We start from the raw sequence: 16,925 nt of genomic DNA, 5'->3' as shown, positions 1-16,925 counted from the left end.
GGGCCGGCCCTTCGACTTTAGGCGGTGACGACCAGGCCGATCGCCGCCACCGACATCAGCACGATCGTGATCCCGATCCAGATGCGCGAGCCGCGTCCGTTGATCCAGCGTCCCATCAGGTCACGTCGGTTGCCGGTCAAGAAGATACCGACCAGCAGCGGAATCGCGACGAAGCCGTTGACGACCGCGGACCAGAAGAGCGCCCACACCGCGTCCAGACGCAGGAGGTCGGCGACGACGCCCAGACCGATGCCGGCCGCGATCACGGTGTAGAACGGAACCTCCGAGCGCGGCTTCGCCTCGAGCGAGCCCGCCCAGCCGAACGCCTCGGCGAGTGCGTACGCCGACGAGCCGGCGAGAACCGGAACCGCCAGCAGGCCCGCGCCGAGCACGCCGAGCGCGAACAGCAGCTCGGCCCAGGGACCGGCCAGCGGCCGCAGCGCGCGGGCCGCGTCCTCGACGCTGTTGATCGCGACATGCTGCCGAAACAGCGTCGCCGCGCTGATCAGCACGATGAACCAGCTGACGACGTTCGAGTAGAGCATCCCGCTCACCACGTCGGCCCGCTCGCCGCGAATCTGCGCGCTGGTCGCGCCCCGGCGCTGGGCGACCGTGACCTCGCCCTGTGCGCGTTCGTCCTCGACCTCGAGCGCGGCTTGCCAGACGAACAGGTACGGTGTGATCGTCGTGCCGAGGAAGCCCACGAACGTCGCCATCCACGTCTTGTCGAGGCGGATCTGCGGTATGACGGTCTGGCGCAGCGCTTCGAGCCAGTTCACGTTGACGACGAAGGCGCTCGCGATGTAGGCGAGCAGCGAAAGGCACAGCCACTTGACGATCGCCGAGAAGACGCGATACGACGCGAAGACCTCGACCGCGATCAGCAACGCGCCCAAGCCGATCGCCCATACCGGCGAGGGCACCGGCGTGACCAGTGCCACCGAGGCCGACATCCCGGTGATGTCGGCGGCGATGTTCAGCGTGTTCGCCGCGACGACCAGCGCGACCAAGACGCGCAAGATCCAGATCGGCATCGCGCGCCGCATCGCGGCGATGAGACCGGTCCCGCTCACGATCCCGATTCGCGCGCATGCCTCCTGGACGGCGATCATCATCGGGATGGTGATCAACGCGACCCAGAGCAGCCCGTAGCCGAAGGTCGCACCGGCAATGGCGTAGGTGGCGATCCCGGACGGATCGTCGTCGGACGCACCGGTGATGACGCCCGGGCCGATCGAGCGCACACAGTACGCCAAACCCGCGCGGCAGCGACCGACGAAGCCGTGCGGCGAAACCCCCATGGGACGCCGTTTCGGATGCGCGCGCCCATCTCCCGCGCGCGCGGGCAGGACGCGCTCGACTCGGTGTGCGTATGCTGACCGGCACGGCTTGAAGCTCCCCTGGCGCACCGCGCCGGTCCCGCCGCGGGCGCCGGCACGACCGGCACTGCGCGGCGCTGCCCGTCACCGCGAGCGTCGTCGCAGCGCACCGCACGGTGCGACTTCCCGCACGAGGTGTGGAACGAGGGCGCTCGCGACCGCTTGGTGCCGATCGCGGGCCGGTGGCACGCCGATTTGAGCGACCACGAGGTCGCGCTGCTCGAAGGGCTCCAGCGCTACGCCGCCGCGTACGGCTCGCAGCTCGCGCAGTACTGGGCCCGCAACGACGCCCCGGGAGCGCGGCTAGTCTTCGCCGCCGCGCGTGCGGCGGTATTCGATCTCCAACGAGACCAGACGCGCCAGCAGCGTCGCGGGGAAGAGCTGGCCCATCAGCGCTTCGAGGTTGGTGGCGCTGCGCGCGAAGGGGTGGATCGGGATGATGTCGCCGAAGCCGGTCGAGGTCATCGTCGTGAAGCTGAAATACACGAAGCGCCCGATGGTGAAGACGTCGGCGGTCGGCACGTGATTGCCGGAGAACGACCCGGGCACCAGCGCGTCGAGCGCGCGGTAGATGTAGGCGAACGCCCAGGCGATGTTGAGATAGACCGCGATCGCGCCTAGGATGCGATGGTGGGTGACGTCACCGCGCGCGAAGACGGCGCGCGCGACGACCGCCGTCACCGCGAACAGGAACAGCAGGCGCGAGAGCAGGTCGACGATCAGCGTGACGTGCGAGGGCGCTTGGTGGCGCAGCAGCGTCGCGACCAGATCGACGAGCGTCGCGGCGACCACGGCCAGCTCGGCCGCCGTCGTTCCGGAGCAGACCACCAACACGACCGCAACGATGACGGCGGTCGTCAGCGCGTTGACCCAGTTCGGCAGGACGTGCACCTGGCCCAAGGGCGAGAGCACGAACAGCCAGATTGCCTCGAACGCGACCAGGGCCGTCAGCGCCTGGTCGCGGTACGGCGCCAGCGCGGTACGCAGGCGCCCCGCCGACACTACTCGGCGTCGTCCTCGTGTTCGGGCGGGTCTTCGAGCGTGATCGGGCCTTCGTAGACCTCCAGGATCTCGCTGCCCGCGATGACCACCGCGTCGCGCTCCTTGTCGAAGATCGCCTCGCTGGCTTCGAGCCAGGCGATCGGACCGTCTTCGTCGTCGTCCTCGGTCGGCGCCAGATAGGCGAACTCGATCAGGCCGACCGCCGCGAAGGCGTCGACGATCGGCGCGACGAGCGGCAACGCCGCGGACCGTGCCGCCTCGTCGCCCTCGTCGGCCCGCCGGAGCAGCCCGCGCAGCTCTTCGGAGAGGTGCTTGGCGAGCTCGGGAGTGTCGAGCGGGTCGACCGCTCCGCGCGTATCGTCGTGATTCACTCAGCGGCGCTTCGGCGCCGGCCCGGCAACCTCATGGAGGCTACCGTAAGCCGTCGTACCGATCGCGTGCCAGCCACGCCTCGGCCACGCGGCGGCGCAGGTCGAGCTCGCGTTCCGTCGCGGTGGCGACGTTGCCGCCCACGCGCTGGTTGAGCGTCGCGTGGACCAGCCGGTGTTCGACGCCGAAGCGCACGCACACGCGCGCGACCAGCCCGTGCAGGGAACGGCGAAGCGACTCCTTGCGCTCGGCCGTGGTCACCACCGGGACCGGGAGCGCCTCGCGCTCCTCCGCGTCGAGCGCGAACGACTCGGAGCCGGGCGGCTGCGACCATGCCGCGGGGGTGAACAGCGGGCCCAGGTCGACGACGCGCTCGTCGGTCGCGCGCGCGGCGATCGCCTCGTAGAGCCCCGCGTCGGCAGCACGATCCGCACGCTGGGCGGCATCCAGCACCGCCAGCTCGTCGGCGCGCGCATCGCGGCCGCGCAACCCGTGCCGGACGTCGATGGTGATCCCGTGCGCGAGCGCGCGCAGACGCGGATCGTCGGGGACGAAGACGTACGCCTCGGGGTCGACGTTGCCGTCGATCGTGCGCACGAAGCGGCCGCAGAACTGGCGGAAGTACAGCTCGGTCACGACGTTCGAAGCGAACACGCCGACCCGCAAGCGCGGGATGTCGACGCCCTCGGAGACCATGTGCACGGCGACGATCCACGGATCGCCGCTGCGCGCAAAGCTCGCGATGCGCTCCGAGGCGTCGGCCAGGTCGGAGACGACGATGGTCGGCCGCACGCCGAGCCGGCGTTCCATCAGCGCCGCGATCGCGCGCGCGTGATCCTGGTTCATCGCCGCGACGAGCCCGGCGGCGTCACGGTGTCCCTCCGCGCGCACCGAGAGCAGCCGCAGGTGCGCGCGAGCCAGCACGTCGCCCATCCACGCGTCGCTCGCGAGCATCGTGCGCAGGCGCTCCGAGCGGTGACTGCTCTCGCGCAGCGCCTCCTCGAAGCTCGCGCTCATCTGCGTCCCGTCGCGCGCGATCCACTCGGCCTCGCCGCCGTGCAGCGCGAACACCAGCGCGCGGCAGACGCCGTCGCGCAGCGCCGCCGCGTAGTCGTACGAGAAATCGGCGACCGACAGGCCGCCGGCGTAGCGCACGAACGGGATCGCGGTGCCGTCGGACCGGAACGGCGTTCCCGAGAGGGCGACGCGAAACGCCGCCGGATCGAACGCGTCGCGCAGCGCGCGGCCCCAGGTCGCATCGTCGCCGGCGTGATGGATCTCGTCGAGCAATACCGCCAGGGGCGTGCCGTCGGCCTGCGCGTCGCGCGCCAACTGGCGATACAGGCGCGGCGCGGCGCAGACTTGCTGATAGGTGACCACGGCGCCGTGCACGTCGCGCGCGAGCCGCCGCTGCGCGTTGGCGAAGCGATGATCGAGCACGATCCCCGCGCCGAGCGTCGCGCGCGCGACCTGCGCCTTGAGGTGCTCGCGCGGTACGACGACCACCACGCGGCCGGCGGCGCCGTCGCGCAGCAGCGCGTGCGCCACCCGCGTCGCGAAGCGCGTCTTACCGGCGCCCGGCGTCGCCACGATCAACGCGTCGCTCGGGCGCTCCGCGTTCCAGCGCTCGAACGCGGCACGCTGCCAGCCCCGCAAGGGTAACCTCCATCCATGTAGTCGCGGGGCCACGGCGGGCACTGCCGTTCGCGAGAGAGAACTGCTCTCCATGCTGCTCTCCGCGCCCACCCTCGAGGTGAAGAATCCCTCCACCGGCGCCGTCGTCGGCACGGTGCCGCGCTGCGGCGCAGACGAGACGCGTGCGGCGATCGACGCGGCCGCCGCCGCACTGCCGGCGTGGCGCGCGCGCACCGCCGCCGACCGCGGCAAGCTCGTGCGCGCGATCGGCGAGACGATGCTCGCGCGCACCGACGCGCTCGCGCGTCTGCTCACCAGCGAGCAGGGCAAACCGCTGGCCGAAGCGCGCGGCGAGATCGCGTACGCGGCTTCGTTCTTCGAGTGGTTCGCCGAGGAAGGGAAGCGCGCGTACGGCGAGATCATCCCGACCGACGACCGCAGCCGCCGCTTGTTCGTGCAAAAAGAAGCGGTCGGCGTGTGCGCGGCGATCACGCCGTGGAACTTCCCCTCGGCGATGCTGACGCGCAAGATCGCGCCCGCGCTGGCCGCCGGTTGCACGATTGTCGTCAAGCCGGCCGAACAGACGCCGCTCTCGGCGCTGGCGATCCTCGAGATCGCGCGCGAAGTCGGCGTCCCCGACGGCGTGATCGGCATCGTGACCGGCGCCGCGGAGGACGCGCCGGTGATCGGCGAGATCCTGACCACCGACCCGCGCGTGCGCAAGGTCTCGTTCACCGGCTCGACCGAGGTCGGCAAGCTGCTGATGCGGCAGTCGTCCTCGACCCTCAAGCGGCTCTCGCTCGAGCTAGGCGGCAACGCACCGTTCATCGTCCTCGACGACGCCGATCTGGACGCGGCGGTGCAGGGCGCGATCGCCTCGAAGTACCGCAACGCCGGACAGACGTGCGTGTGCGCGAATCGCTTCTACGTGCAGGACGGCGTCTACGACGCCTTCGCGACCAAGTTGACGGCGGCCGCGAAGCAGTTGCGCGTCGGCGACGGCTTCGAAGCGGGCGTGCACATCGGCCCGCTGATCGACTACGCGGCGCTGGCCAAGGTCGAAGCGCACGTCGCCGACGCGCGGACGCGCGGCGCGCGCACGCTGCTGGGCGGCACGCGCGACGCGCGCGGCGGGACGTTCTTCACGCCGACCGTCATCGCCGACGTTCCCGCCGACGCGCTGCTGGCGCGCGAGGAGACCTTCGGCCCGGTCGCCGGGCTGGTGCGCTTCACCCGCGACGAGGAGGCGTATGCGCTGGCCAACGACACGCCGTTCGGTCTGGCCGCCTACGTGTACGGGCGCGACGCGGCCCGGCTGTGGCGCGCGGCCGAAGCGCTCGAGTACGGGATGGTCGGCGCCAACGCCGGGATCATCTCCACCGCGATCGCGCCGTTCGGCGGCGTCAAGGAGTCCGGCTTCGGCCGCGAAGGCTCGCACTACGGGCTGGACGAGTGGCTCTCGATCAAGTACATCTGCCTGGGCGGGCTCGCGTAGCGGCGGGAGGACTTCTTTGCGGCGCAGAGTATCGCCATGGGAGCCACCCGCTTCGGAGTCACCTGTGGACGTCACCCGCGCCATCGCCGACCTCGACGAGGTCCGCAGCCGTCTCGCCTCCGTCCAACGCTTCCGCGGCCTGTCCGGGCCGGCCGCCCTCGCCTCCGGGATCGGAGCCCTCGGGACCGGCCTGGTCCAGCTGGCAGTCGCCCCGCACCCGCAAGGGGCCGACGACGCCGCCCGCTACGTCGCCATCTGGATCGCCTGTCTGGCCTTCGCGCTGGCGGTGAACTACGGCGCGCTGGCCGTCTGGATGGCGCACAACTGGACCTCGCGGACCCGCACCGAGCTGCGGACGGCCGCGCTGGCCGTGCTCCCGGCGGTCGTCGCCGGCGGCGCGTTCACCAGCGCGCTGCTGGCCCGCGATCAAGTCGGCCTGTTGCCCGGAACCTGGGCGCTCTGCTACGCGCTCGGCCTGCTCGCCGCGCGCACGATGCTGCCGCGCGGCACGGCCGCGGTCGCGATCTTCTTCGGCGCGATCGGCACGGCGCTGCTGTTCGCGGCCGGCACCGCCGCGCTGGCGTGGTGGGTGATGCCGTTGACCTTCGGGTGCGGTCAGATCGCGATCGGCGTGCTGATCGCGCGCGACGCCGAACGCCGGCCGGAGATGGCGCCGTGAACGACGCGCCCTACGCCTTCCCCGGGCTCGAGCGGATCTTCCACGAGCGCGGACGGCTGGCCGTCTGCGCGTGCCTGGTGGCCAACCCGGACGGCATGCGCTTCACCGATCTGCAAGACGCCTGCGGCTTGACGGACGGCAACCTCAACCGGCACCTGCACGCGCTGGCCGAAGTCGGCATCGTCGCGAGCGAACGCCAGCGCGGCCCGGGCCGCCGTCCGGCGACGGTCGTGCGCATCACCGGCAACGGCCGCAAACGGTTCCTCGCCTACGTCGACGAGCTCGAAGCGGTCGTGCGCGGGGTGCAACGCGAAGCGTCGGCGCCCGCGCCGCGACTGGCAGCGCAATCGTGATCGAACGCGCACCACGCCCCGACGGCGCGCCGCAGCACGTCGCGATCATCATGGACGGCAACCGCCGCTGGGCGCGCAGCCGCGGGCTGCCGCCGCTCGAAGGGCACCGGCGCGGGATCGAGGCGCTGGATCGTGCGATCGACGCCGCGTTGGCCGAAGGGGTCACGATGCTGACCGTCTACGCGTTCAGCGAGGAGAATTGGAGCCGCCCCGGCGTCGAGGTGCACGGGCTGTTCGGACTGGCCGAACGGTTCGCGTGCGACAAGGCGGCGGCACTCGCCGCGCGCGGCGTGCGCGTGCGCACGCTGGGCCGGCGCGACCGCTTGCCGCGGGCGCTGCTCGACGCGCTGCGCGCGCTCGAAGAGCGAACGGCCGGCGGCACCGCGCTGCAGCTCTCGATCGCGATCGACTACGCGGCCCGCACCGAGCTGCGTGACGTCTGCCGCTCGCTGGCCGCCGACGTCGCCGCCGGGCGCCTCGCGCCCGACGACATCGACGAGGACGCCATCGCGTCGCGCTTGTGGACGGCCGGCCTGCCGGACCCCGACCTGGTCGTGCGGACCGGTGGGGAGCTGCGCCTCTCGAACTTTCTGCTCTACCAGAGCGCGTACGCGGAGTTGTGGGCGACCCCGGAGCCGTGGCCCGACTTCGACGCCACCACCCTGGCCCGGGCGCTGGGCGCATTTGCCGCCCGGGAACGCCGCTTCGGCCGCTGATCCGCGCCGCCGGGTGTCGATCCGGCGATCTCCCATTCGTCTCTTCCACGAGTCCGGCGCCCAGCACGGACCAGCCCACCCCACCGAGGAGAAACGACGATGGAGTACCTGGCGCTCATCTACGTCGACGAGAACGTCTACGACAACCTCTCACCGGCCGAGCAGCAAGCGATCCACCAGGAGTACATGCAGGTCACCCAAGCGTTCCGCGACGCGGGCGTGTGGCTCGACGGACGTCCGCTCGAAGGGACGTCGACCGCCACGAGCATCCGCATCCGCGACGGGAAACAGACCCTGACCGACGGTCCGTACGCCGAGACGAAAGAGCACCTCGGCGGCTTCTATCTGTTCGATTGCGAGAACCTCGACGAGGCCGTCAAGTACGCGGCGATGATTCCGGGCGCCCGGTACGGGACGATCGAGGTCCGTCCGGTGATGCCGATTCCCGTCACCGCGTCGTGACCGCGCGCGCGGCGATCGAGCGTGCGTTCCGCGCGGACGCCGCACGCGCGATCGCTGCGCTCGCACGCGCCCTGGGTGACCTCGACGCCGCCGAGGACGCGGTGCAAGAAGCGTTTCTCGTCGCGCTCGAACGCTTCGGCGACGGCGCGTTGCCGGCGAACCCCGCCGGCTGGATCTTCGCCACCGCGCGCAATCGCGCGATCGATCGCATCCGGCGCGAACGAGTCGGACAGGCGAAGCTCGAACGGCTCGCGGCACTCGAGGCGATCGCGCCGGCCGACGAGAGCGACGAGGACGCGGCGATCCCCGACGACCGCTTGCGCTTGATCTTCGCCTGCTGCCATCCGGCGCTGGCGCCCGACGTGCGGATCGCGCTGACGCTGCGCGCGCTGGCCGGGCTCACCACCGAAGCGGTCGCCGCCGCGTTTCTCGTGCCGGTCACCACGATGGCCCAGCGGCTCGTCCGCGCGAAGCGCAAGATACGCGTGGCGGGAATCCCGTTCGACGTACCGCGCGAGACGGAGCTGGCCGAACGGCTCGACGGCGTGCTGACCGTCGTCTACCTCATCTACAACGAAGGCCACAGCGCACCGGCTCGCGCACGCTCCCCGCACGCGAGCCTGTGTCTCGAAGCCGTGCGGCTCGCCGCCCTGCTGGCCCAGTTGATGCCATCCGAACCGGAAGTGCTGGGCCTGCAGGCGCTCCTACTGTTGACCGACGCGCGACGCGGCGCCCGCGTCGACGCGGCCGGCGAGGTGGTGCTGCTCGACGACCAGGACCGCGCGCGATGGGACCGCGGCGCGATTCTCCACGGACTGGCGGTGCTGACGCGCGCGCTGCGCGCCGGCGCGCCGGGGCCGTATCAGCTGCAAGCCGCGATCGCCGCCGAACACGCGCGCGCGCCGAGCGCGGCCGACACCGATTGGCGCGCGATCGTGACGTGGTACGACATGCTCCGCGCGCAGAGCGACTCACCCGTCGTCGCGCTCAACCGCGCCGTCGCCATCGGCATGGCCCGCGGACCAGCCGACGGTCTGGCGCTGCTCGACGAGCTCGCGGCCGACGAACGCTTGGCGCAGTACCATCTGCTGCACGCCAGCCGCGCCGCGTTCTTGACCCGGCTCGACCGCGAGCGCGAGGCGCGCGCCGCCTACGAACGCGCGCTGGCGTTCGCGCGCAGTCCGGCGGACCGCCGGTTCTTGGAGCAGCGGCTGCAGCCTTAGCGGCGGCTGAATCCGCAGACCCGCAAGAAGCGCCCTATCGCGGTCCGCATCGCCCCTTCGAACTGGGAGTGCGCGACGAGCACACCCGCCGCATCGTCCGCGTGCGGCAAATTCGGGGCTCGGCGGATCGCGTCCGCGTAGCGTCGCAGGGCGTCGATCTCGTCCTGCGCCGGCTGCAGCACCGGGGTGAACACCTCACCCATACGATCTCCGCCCTTCAAGGCGGGCGGATCGGCATCGATCAGTTCCGGAACGGTCAACGTCTCGTGAACCTCTGCGACGATCGTCGTCTCGCGCCGGACGACGGCGTCCGTCCGGCGCAGGGCTGCGCCCGCGCCGCGGTTCTGTCCGATTTGGAGGCGCAGACCGCTGGCGGCTGCGGTTACGTCCAGGTCGAGGCCGTCGACCGCTACGTAAACGGTTTGCGCGGCGGCACAGGTACGGCCGAAACGCGGATCCTTGCCGTGGAGCCGCGCGGGTGCCTGAAGCAGTGGAAGCGTGGCGGCGAGCAGCCAAGCGGTCATTTTCGCGCCGCCTTGGCGACCTTACCAGGAGCGTCCTCCTCGACGCACATGGTAGGATAGGGTCCGTATGGGCGCCACCCGGACGCGGTCCGATATCCGCAACGTCGCGATCATCGCGCACGTCGACCACGGCAAGACCACCCTGGTCGATGCGATGTTCAAGCAGAGCGGGATCTACCGCGAAGGCCAGCACGTCGAGACCCGCGCGATGGACTCGAACCCGCTCGAGCGCGAGCGCGGCATCACGATCCTGGCCAAGAACACCTCCATCGACCACGGCGGCGTCAAGTTCAACATCGTCGACACGCCCGGCCACGCCGATTTCGGCGGTGAGGTCGAGCGCGTGCTGCAGATGGTGCAGGGCGTCGTGCTGCTGGTCGACGCGGCCGAGGGCGTCATGCCCCAGACCCGCTTCGTGCTGCGCAAGGCGCTCGAGCTCGACCTGCGCGCGATCGTGGTCATCAACAAGATCGACCGCAAGGACGCGCGCCCGGTCGAGGTCGTCGACGAGGTCTTCGACCTGTTCATCGAGCTGGGCGCCTCCGACGAGCAGGCCGACTTCCCGGTCGTCTACGCCAACGGCAAAGCCGGGGTGGCCAAGTACGCCCTCGACGACGCGAGCGACAATCTCGAGCCGCTCTTCGAGACGATCAAGAAGCGCGTCCCGGAAGCGCCCGCCGAGGACGGCGGGTTCCAGATGCTGATCTCGGCGATCGACCACAACCGCTACGTCGGACGCATCGGCATCGGCCGCGTGTTCCGCGGCAGCGCCAAGGTCAACGCGCCGATCGCCAAGGTCGGCCGTGACGGCAGCGTTCAGAGCGGCTTGCGGCTGACCAAGATCCTGGGCTTCCACGGCCTGGAGCGCATCGAAGTCGACGAAGCGACCGCCGGCGACATCATCTGCGTCTCGGGCATCGACGGGCTGAACATCGGCGACACCATCGCCGACGCCGCCGTCCCTGAGGGGCTCGACGCGATCGCGGTCGACGAGCCGACGGTCTCGATGTACTTCATGGTCAACGCCTCGCCGTTCGCGGGCCGCGAAGGGAAGTACCTGACCTCGCGCCAGATCCGCGCCCGTTTGATGAGCGAGCTGGAGTCGAACGTCGCGCTGCGCGTCGACGACACCGACTCGGCCGACACGTTCGAGGTCCGCGGCCGCGGCGAGCTGCACCTCTCGATCCTGATCGAGACGATGCGCCGCGAAGGCTACGAGATGGCGGTCAGCAAGCCGCGCGTCATCATCACCGAAAAAGACGGCGTCAAGATGGAGCCGGTCGAGTACGTCGTCATCGACGTGCAGGAGGAGTACGCCGGCGCCGTGATCGAGTCGGTCGGCCGCCGCCGCGCGCAGATGTCCAATATGGTGACGGTCGGCGAGACCCGCCGCCTGGAGTACACGATGCCGACCCGCGCCATCTTCGGCTTGCGCGGTGAGCTGCTGACGCTCTCGCGCGGCACCGCCGTGATGTCGCACGTCTACTACACCCACCAGCCGCTGGCGGGTGACATCCCCGGCCGCTCCAACGGCGCACTGGTGACCAGCGACACCGGCACCGTCACCGCCTACGCGCTGATGGGCCTCGAGCAGCGCGGCCGCTTCTTCGTCGATCCGGGCGTCGAAGTCTACGAGGGCATGATCGTCGGGCGCGCCAACGACGACAAGGACGTGGCGATCAACGTCGTGCGCGCCAAGAAGCTGACCAACATGCGCGCCGCCGGCACCGACGAGAACTTCAAGATGCCGCCGGCCGAAGAGATGTCGCTGGAACGCGCCATCGAGTTCATCGAGGACGACGAGCTGGTCGAAGTCACGCCCAAGTCGATCCGCCTGCGCAAGCGCCTGCTCGACGAGAGTGACCGCCTCAAAGCCCGCAAACGCGAAAAAGCCTTCGCGGGCGCTTAGGCACCGGCGTCGGTGTCGAAGATCGCTCCGTAGCGGGCGCGGAGCCAGCGTGACTCGGCGGGGGTGCACGTCGCCACGTCCCAGGCGCGGAGTTCCCACCGGCCGTTGCTGAGCTGATAGACCCAGGTGCGGTAGACGGCGTCGTAGCGGCTCTTCGAGAGTACGCGCAGGTTCGCGCCACCCATCGCGTTCTGCTCGTCGTCGAGCAGGATGAAGTGGTTGCGCAGGATCGTCTTCGGCGTCGCCGAGAGCAGGGTGACGGTACGCGGGTCCGCCTTGCCCGCGAGGTATGCGTCGAGCGCGGCGCGCAGCCCGCGCACTTCCGGCGTCTCGTAGCTGCGGGTGAGCACGGCGCGCTGTGCGGCGGTGATGTGCATCGGCACGAGGTCGTTGAGGTCGATGCCCGGCGAGGTGCACTGCTCGGCGGCCGATGCGGGGCGCATCAGCGCCGCCAGCGCGAGAACGAACAGGGCGACGAACGATCGTTTCATTTGGAGAGCTCCCGCACGCCGTGCTCGTCGCCGACGATGACCGCATCGGTCAGGCCGCTGAACAACCCCGTCGCGACGACGCCGTGGATGCCGCGCAGCTCGCCGTCGAGCGAGCCGGGGTCCTCGATCTCGCGGAACGTACAGTCGAGGATGGCGTTGCCGTTGTCGGTCAGGAACTGCGCGCCGCCCGTCCCCCGCTCGACGACGCGGGCGCCGAAGACCGACTCGATCGCGTGCGCGACGTACGACAGGCTGTAGGGCACCACCTCGACCGGGGTCGGGAACGCGCCCAGGCGACGCACCAGCTTCTCCGGCGTCACGATCACGACGAACAGCCGCGCCGCCAGCGCGACGGCCTTCTCGCGGAACAGCGCGCCGCCGCCGCCCTTGATGAGCGACCAGTCCTCGGCGACCTCGTCGGCACCGTCGATCGCGACGTCCATCTCGCATGCGCCGAACGGCAGCATGGGGATGTTCAGCCGCGCGCATTGCGCCTCGGTGGCGCGCGACGTCGGCACGGCGCGGATCTTCTCGCCGGCCGCGATCCGTTCACCGACCCGTTCGACGGCCCAGTACGCCGTCGACCCGGTGCCCAGCCCGATGCACGTCCCGTCGTGGACGTAACGGTCGACCGCCATGAAGCCGGCGGCGCGTTTCCCTTGCTCCGAAGCCGTCATCGCGGAGTCCATTGGACTCCGCGACGGACGGCGCCTGGGTCAGCGCAGGGCGGGCAGGTCGGGCAACGCTTCGACGACGTTGAACGAGAGGGTACGCTTGTCGTCGTCGTAGCTGATCCGCACGACGTCGCCGGGGCGGACCTCACCGGCGAGGATCTTGCGCCCGAGCGGCGTCTCGACCTCGCGCTGGATCGCGCGCTTGAGCGGGCGCGCGCCGTACGCCGGCTCGTAGCCGACCTTGACGAGATGGGTCTTCGCCTCGTCGGTGACCTCGAGCTGGATGCGCCGGTCGATCAGCCGCGCGCGCACGCGGTCGAGCTGGATCTCGACGATCCGCTTGAGCTCGTCCTCGGTCAGCGCGTGGAACACGACCGTCTCGTCGATGCGGTTGAGGAACTCCGGCCGGAACCGCTGGCGCAACTCGTCGAGCACCGTCGCCCGCATGATCGCGAACTCCGCGCCGCCCAGCTCGCCGTTGTAGTCCAGGATCCGATGCGAGCCGATGTTCGAGGTCATGATGACGATCGTGTTCTTGAAGTCGACCGTGCGGCCCTGACCGTCGGTGAGCCGGCCGTCGTCGAGGATCTGCAGGAAGACGTTGAACACGTCGGGGTGCGCTTTTTCGATCTCGTCGAACAACAGCACCGAGAACGGGCGCCGGCGCACCTGTTCGGTGAGCTGACCGCCTTCGTCGTAGCCGACGTAGCCGGGCGGTGCGCCGAGCAACCGCGCGACGCTGTGCTTCTCGCCGTACTCCGACATGTCGATGCGCACCATCGCGCGCTCGTCGTCGAACAAGTACTCGGCCAGCGCGCGCGCCAGCTCGGTCTTGCCGACGCCGGTCGGCCCGAGGAACAGGAACGAGCCCAGCGGACGGTTCGGATCGCCCAGGCCCGAGCGCGCGCGCACGATCGCCTCGGCGACCGCGGTGACGGCTTCGTCCTGACCGATGACCCGCTGGTGCAGCTCCTTGTCGAGCGCCAGCAGCTTCTGGATCTCGCCTTCGAGCAGCTTGGAGACCGGCACGCCGGTCCAACGGCTGACGATCTCGGCGATGTCCTCCTCGTCGACCTCTTCCTTCAACAGACGCGAGGACGAATCGCCGATCGCGGCCTCGTGCTCGCGCAGCTTGCGCTCGAGCTCGGCCAGTCGACCGTACTTGAGCTCCGACGCCTTGGCGTAGTCGGCCGCCTGCGAGGCGCGCTCGATCTCGATCTTGGTGTTCTCGATCTGCTCGCGCAGCACGCGCGTCTGCTCGACGGCGTCCTTCTCGCGCTGCCAGCGCGCGCGCAGACCGTCGGTCTGCTCGTGCAGCTCGGCCAGCTCGGCTTCGAGCTTCTGCAGCCGATCCTTCGAGGCGTCGTCGCTCTCCTTGCGGAGTGCTTCGCGCTCGATCTCGAGCTGCATCATGCGCCGCGAGGCTTCGTCCAGCTCGACCGGCATCGAGTCGATCTCGGTGCGCAGCTTCGCCGCCGCCTCGTCGACCAAGTCGATCGCCTTGTCGGGCAAGAAGCGGTCCGCGATGTAACGATTCGAAAGCACGGCGGCCGCCACCAGCGCCGCATCCTTGATGCGCACACCGTGATGGACCTCGTAGCGCTCGCGCAAGCCGCGCAGGATCGAGATCGTGTCCTCGACCGAGGGCTGATCGACCATGACGGGCTGGAAGCGGCGCTCGAGCGCGGCGTCCTTCTCGATGTACTTGCGGTACTCGTCGAGCGTCGTCGCGCCGATCATGTGCAGCTCGCCGCGCGCGAGCAGCGGCTTGAGCAGGTTGCCGGCGTCCATCGAGCCTTCGGTCTTGCCCGCGCCGACGACGGTGTGCAGCTCGTCGACGAACAGCAGCACGCGCCCTTCGGAGCTCTGCACTTCCTTGAGCACGGCCTTGAGCCGCTCTTCGAACTCGCCGCGGTACTTGGCCCCGGCGATCAGCGCGCCCATGTCGAGCGAGACGACGCGCTTGTCCTTGAGCCCCTCTGGGACGTCGCCGCGCACGATGCGCTGCGCCAGCCCTTCGGCGATGGCGGTCTTGCCCACGCCGGGCTCGCCGATGAGCACCGGATTGTTCTTGGTGCGACGCGAGAGCACTTGGATCACGCGCCGAATCTCGTCGTCACGGCCGATGACGGGATCGAGCTTCCCCTGCTCCGCTGCCTTCGTCAGGTCGCGGCCGTAGCGTTCGAGAGATTGATAGGTGCCTTCGGGATTCTGCGTGGTGACGCGCTGATTGCCGCGCACCTCGCGCAGCGCGCCGAGCAGCTTCTCGCGGGTCAAGCCGAGGTCGCGGAACATGCGGCCGACGGCGCCCGTGTCCTTGGTCATGGCGAGCAACAGGTGCTCGACCGAGACGTAGTCGTCGTTGAGCTGCTTGGCCTCATCGTCGGCGTTCGCCAACAGCCGCGTCAGTGCGGGGCTGACCGTCACTTGGCTGAGGTCGGCGTTGGGGCCGGAAAAGCGCGGCAGCGCGTCGATGGCGCGCGTGAGTTGTTGGTCGACCGTCTTGGGCTCGAGCCCCGCCTTTTGCAAGATGGGCCCCGCCACGCCGTCGGCCTGGTCGAGGATGGCCGCCAGAAGGTGCTCCGGCGCCGTCTGGGTGTTGTGTTCCGCCAGCGCCCGGGTGTAGGCCGCGTTGAGCGCCTCCTGGACGCGCTGGGTCATGCGGTCTGCGTTCATTCGCACTCTACAACCGAGAGTGCTAAGGATGGGGTTGCGGCTGAGCAAGGCTGGCGAGGGCAAGCGGGCGTCCCCGCACCGAGCCGGAACACGGGCGGGCGATGCCCTCCGATCCGAACCTGCCCGCGATCGTCCAGGGCTCGTTCCGGGCCCTCTTCGTCTACGACGTGGCCGACACGATCGACCTCGAACGGCTGCGCACCGTCCGCGGGGCCGGGGTCGCGCGAGCGCCCCTCCAGCTCCGGCGCGAGGCCAGCTCGGAGTTCATCCAGTATCCGACCGCTCCCCTGATCGTGCGGCTGCCCGACCTCGAAGAGCCGCGCGCGACCGTCCGAGCCAAGCTGTACGACTTCGGGGTCGTCTCGCTGCGGATCACGGTTCCGTTCAGCGGCTCATGGAGCGAGTTCGGCACGCTGACCCGACGGCTGCGGCGCGATCCGGGGCTCGAGCGGCAGGCGCGCGCCGCCCTCGACGACGTGCTGGCCGAGATCGCCGGCGCACTCGACGATCCGCACCGGGCCTTGGTCGAAGACTACTTCGTGCTCGAGGTCGAGCGCTTCGACGGCGACGTCGAGGGGAGCCGCCTGACCGGCGCCTTGGCGCCGGCGCTCGCGAAGCTGCTGCTGTTCGAAGACCGCGATCTCGTCGCCGGCGAGGAACAGGAAGCGCTGCGCCAGTCCTTCTCGTACTATCGCGACGATCTGGCGGTCATCCAGTGGGACGCGGCCTTCATCTACGACCGTGCCGACGGCGCCGAGGCGGTCGAGGACATCCTCGAGTTCGCCAACTCACAGCTGGTCGAGTTTCGCACCTACGACGCGCGGCTCGACGCCGAGCTCGACGCGATCTACCGGCTCGAGCCCGGGCGTCCGGTGGGACGGTTTCTCCGCCGCGGCGCCGCCGAGCGCGCCGCCCGCGTACGGTTCCTCCTGGTCGACGTGCTCGAGCTGACCGATCGCACCGCCAACGCGCTCAAGATCATCGGCGATGCGTACTACGCGCGCTTGTACCGCGCGGTCGCGAGCCGGTTGGGGCTAGCGGACTGGCAGCGGCAGATCGACGCGAAGCTGCGCAGCGTCAGCGAGATCTATCGCGTCCTGCAGGACCAAGCGCAGTACGCCCGCAGCGAGACGCTCGAAGTCATCGTCATCGTTCTGATCGCGATCGAGGCCGTCATCGGGGTCCTCGCACTGCGTCACTAACGTGCACGTGCCCTTTGCGACAATCCTCGCTGCACACGGTGGACGCACGATCGTAAAGCGTTGGGACGAGTTCTCGCAAAGTCGTGCGTTCTGCAAGGAGAGCGTCTCCGGAGAACCGACACAGCGTAACAGGTAG

At 70.1% G+C, this 16,925-nt stretch carries 16 protein-coding genes; 8 read left to right on the top strand and 8 right to left on the bottom strand.

Features of this window, described 5'->3' with window-relative positions; genetic code table 11:
* Positions 1–17: 17 nt before the first annotated feature.
* From VMD91_10985 to VMD91_10970, 4 genes are all read right to left on the bottom strand, one after another.
* Positions 18–1,301, bottom strand: coding sequence for a divalent metal cation transporter (locus VMD91_10985; GenBank protein HTW84585.1), 1,284 nt, complete (start codon positions 1,299–1,301; stop codon positions 18–20).
* Positions 1,302–1,682: 381 nt separating this feature from the next.
* On the bottom strand, positions 1,683–2,381 hold the full coding sequence (locus tag VMD91_10980) for a potassium channel family protein (protein ID HTW84584.1): 699 nt from the start codon (positions 2,379–2,381) through the stop codon (positions 1,683–1,685).
* Positions 2,381–2,752 (bottom strand): hypothetical protein, encoded by a 372-nt coding sequence (locus tag VMD91_10975; protein ID HTW84583.1) that lies wholly within the window; start codon positions 2,750–2,752, stop codon positions 2,381–2,383. The genes VMD91_10980 and VMD91_10975 overlap by 1 nt, the downstream gene beginning before the upstream one ends.
* Before the next feature lie 40 nt (positions 2,753–2,792).
* On the bottom strand, positions 2,793–4,406 hold the full coding sequence (locus VMD91_10970) for a DEAD/DEAH box helicase family protein (GenBank protein ID HTW84582.1): 1,614 nt from the start codon (positions 4,404–4,406) through the stop codon (positions 2,793–2,795).
* A 70-nt stretch (positions 4,407–4,476) separates the two neighbouring features.
* Here VMD91_10970 and VMD91_10965 point away from each other — a divergent pair, with 70 nt between their 5' ends.
* From VMD91_10965 to VMD91_10940, 6 genes are all read left to right on the top strand, one after another.
* Positions 4,477–5,880: an NAD-dependent succinate-semialdehyde dehydrogenase gene (locus tag VMD91_10965; protein ID HTW84581.1), complete on the top strand. Its 1,404-nt coding sequence runs from the start codon at positions 4,477–4,479 to the stop codon at positions 5,878–5,880.
* Positions 5,881–5,944: 64 nt separating this feature from the next.
* A complete protein-coding gene (locus VMD91_10960; protein ID HTW84580.1) occupies positions 5,945–6,559 on the top strand; it encodes a hypothetical protein in 615 nt (204 codons plus the stop codon).
* Positions 6,556–6,912 (top strand): transcriptional regulator, encoded by a 357-nt coding sequence (locus tag VMD91_10955; GenBank protein ID HTW84579.1) that lies wholly within the window; start codon positions 6,556–6,558, stop codon positions 6,910–6,912. Before VMD91_10960 ends, VMD91_10955 begins: the two co-directional genes overlap by 4 nt.
* Complete coding sequence (uppS, locus tag VMD91_10950) at positions 6,909–7,628, top strand: polyprenyl diphosphate synthase (protein ID HTW84578.1); 720 nt, start codon at positions 6,909–6,911, stop codon at positions 7,626–7,628. Before VMD91_10955 ends, uppS begins: the two co-directional genes overlap by 4 nt.
* 99 nt (positions 7,629–7,727) lie before the next feature.
* Positions 7,728–8,090, top strand: coding sequence for a YciI family protein (locus VMD91_10945; GenBank protein ID HTW84577.1), 363 nt, complete (start codon positions 7,728–7,730; stop codon positions 8,088–8,090).
* Complete coding sequence (locus VMD91_10940; protein ID HTW84576.1) at positions 8,087–9,313, top strand: sigma-70 family RNA polymerase sigma factor; 1,227 nt, start codon at positions 8,087–8,089, stop codon at positions 9,311–9,313. The genes VMD91_10945 and VMD91_10940 overlap by 4 nt, the downstream gene beginning before the upstream one ends.
* On the opposite strand, the gene VMD91_10935 is transcribed toward VMD91_10940, so the two are convergent.
* Positions 9,310–9,837 carry a hypothetical protein gene (locus tag VMD91_10935; protein HTW84575.1) on the bottom strand — a complete coding sequence of 176 codons (528 nt, stop codon included), beginning with the start codon at positions 9,835–9,837 and terminating at the stop codon, positions 9,310–9,312. The two genes, VMD91_10940 and VMD91_10935, sit on opposite strands and share 4 nt — an antisense overlap.
* A gap of 67 nt (positions 9,838–9,904) precedes the next feature.
* Between VMD91_10935 and typA the strand changes: the two genes are divergently transcribed.
* The gene (typA, locus tag VMD91_10930) at positions 9,905–11,746 is read left to right on the top strand and encodes a translational GTPase TypA (protein ID HTW84574.1); all 1,842 of its coding nucleotides are present in this window, start codon (positions 9,905–9,907) and stop codon (positions 11,744–11,746) included.
* Here typA and VMD91_10925 read toward each other — a convergent pair.
* From VMD91_10925 to clpB, 3 genes are read right to left on the bottom strand one after another with little or no spacing between them, the layout of a single operon-like run.
* Positions 11,743–12,237, bottom strand: a complete 495-nt coding sequence (locus VMD91_10925; GenBank protein ID HTW84573.1) for a hypothetical protein — start codon at positions 12,235–12,237, stop codon at positions 11,743–11,745. The two genes, typA and VMD91_10925, sit on opposite strands and share 4 nt — an antisense overlap.
* On the bottom strand, positions 12,234–12,914 hold the full coding sequence (gene rpiA, locus VMD91_10920; protein HTW84572.1) for a ribose-5-phosphate isomerase RpiA: 681 nt from the start codon (positions 12,912–12,914) through the stop codon (positions 12,234–12,236). The genes VMD91_10925 and rpiA overlap by 4 nt, the downstream gene beginning before the upstream one ends.
* A gap of 39 nt (positions 12,915–12,953) precedes the next feature.
* Positions 12,954–15,572 carry an ATP-dependent chaperone ClpB gene (gene clpB / locus VMD91_10915; protein ID HTW84571.1) on the bottom strand — a complete coding sequence of 873 codons (2,619 nt, stop codon included), beginning with the start codon at positions 15,570–15,572 and terminating at the stop codon, positions 12,954–12,956.
* Between the two features lie 116 nt (positions 15,573–15,688).
* On the opposite strand from clpB, the gene VMD91_10910 reads away from it, so the two are divergent.
* On the top strand, positions 15,689–16,789 hold the full coding sequence (locus VMD91_10910) for a hypothetical protein (protein ID HTW84570.1): 1,101 nt from the start codon (positions 15,689–15,691) through the stop codon (positions 16,787–16,789).
* Positions 16,790–16,925: the final 136 nt, after the last annotated feature.

The sequence above is a fragment of the Candidatus Sulfotelmatobacter sp. genome (genome assembly GCA_035504415.1).
Taxonomy (GTDB): Bacteria; Vulcanimicrobiota; Vulcanimicrobiia; order Vulcanimicrobiales; family Vulcanimicrobiaceae; genus Vulcanimicrobium.
This window is presented reverse-complemented; position numbering and strand designations above follow the sequence as displayed.

Excerpts from the sequence above, each read along its gene's own strand:
- VMD91_10945 (HTW84577.1), top strand. The coding sequence starts at position 7,728 with ATGGAGTACCTGGCGCTCATCTACGTCGACGAGAACGTCTACGACAAC.
- VMD91_10925 (HTW84573.1), bottom strand. The coding sequence starts at position 12,237 with ATGAAACGATCGTTCGTCGCCCTGTTCGTTCTCGCGCTGGCGGCGCTG.
- VMD91_10965 (HTW84581.1), top strand. The coding sequence starts at position 4,477 with ATGCTGCTCTCCGCGCCCACCCTCGAGGTGAAGAATCCCTCCACCGGC.
- VMD91_10935 (HTW84575.1), bottom strand. The coding sequence starts at position 9,837 with ATGACCGCTTGGCTGCTCGCCGCCACGCTTCCACTGCTTCAGGCACCC.
- VMD91_10985 (HTW84585.1), bottom strand. The coding sequence starts at position 1,301 with ATGGGGGTTTCGCCGCACGGCTTCGTCGGTCGCTGCCGCGCGGGTTTG.
- typA (HTW84574.1), top strand. The coding sequence starts at position 9,905 with ATGGGCGCCACCCGGACGCGGTCCGATATCCGCAACGTCGCGATCATC.
- rpiA (HTW84572.1), bottom strand. The coding sequence starts at position 12,914 with ATGACGGCTTCGGAGCAAGGGAAACGCGCCGCCGGCTTCATGGCGGTC.
- VMD91_10910 (HTW84570.1), top strand. The coding sequence starts at position 15,689 with ATGCCCTCCGATCCGAACCTGCCCGCGATCGTCCAGGGCTCGTTCCGG.
- clpB (HTW84571.1), bottom strand. The coding sequence starts at position 15,572 with ATGACCCAGCGCGTCCAGGAGGCGCTCAACGCGGCCTACACCCGGGCG.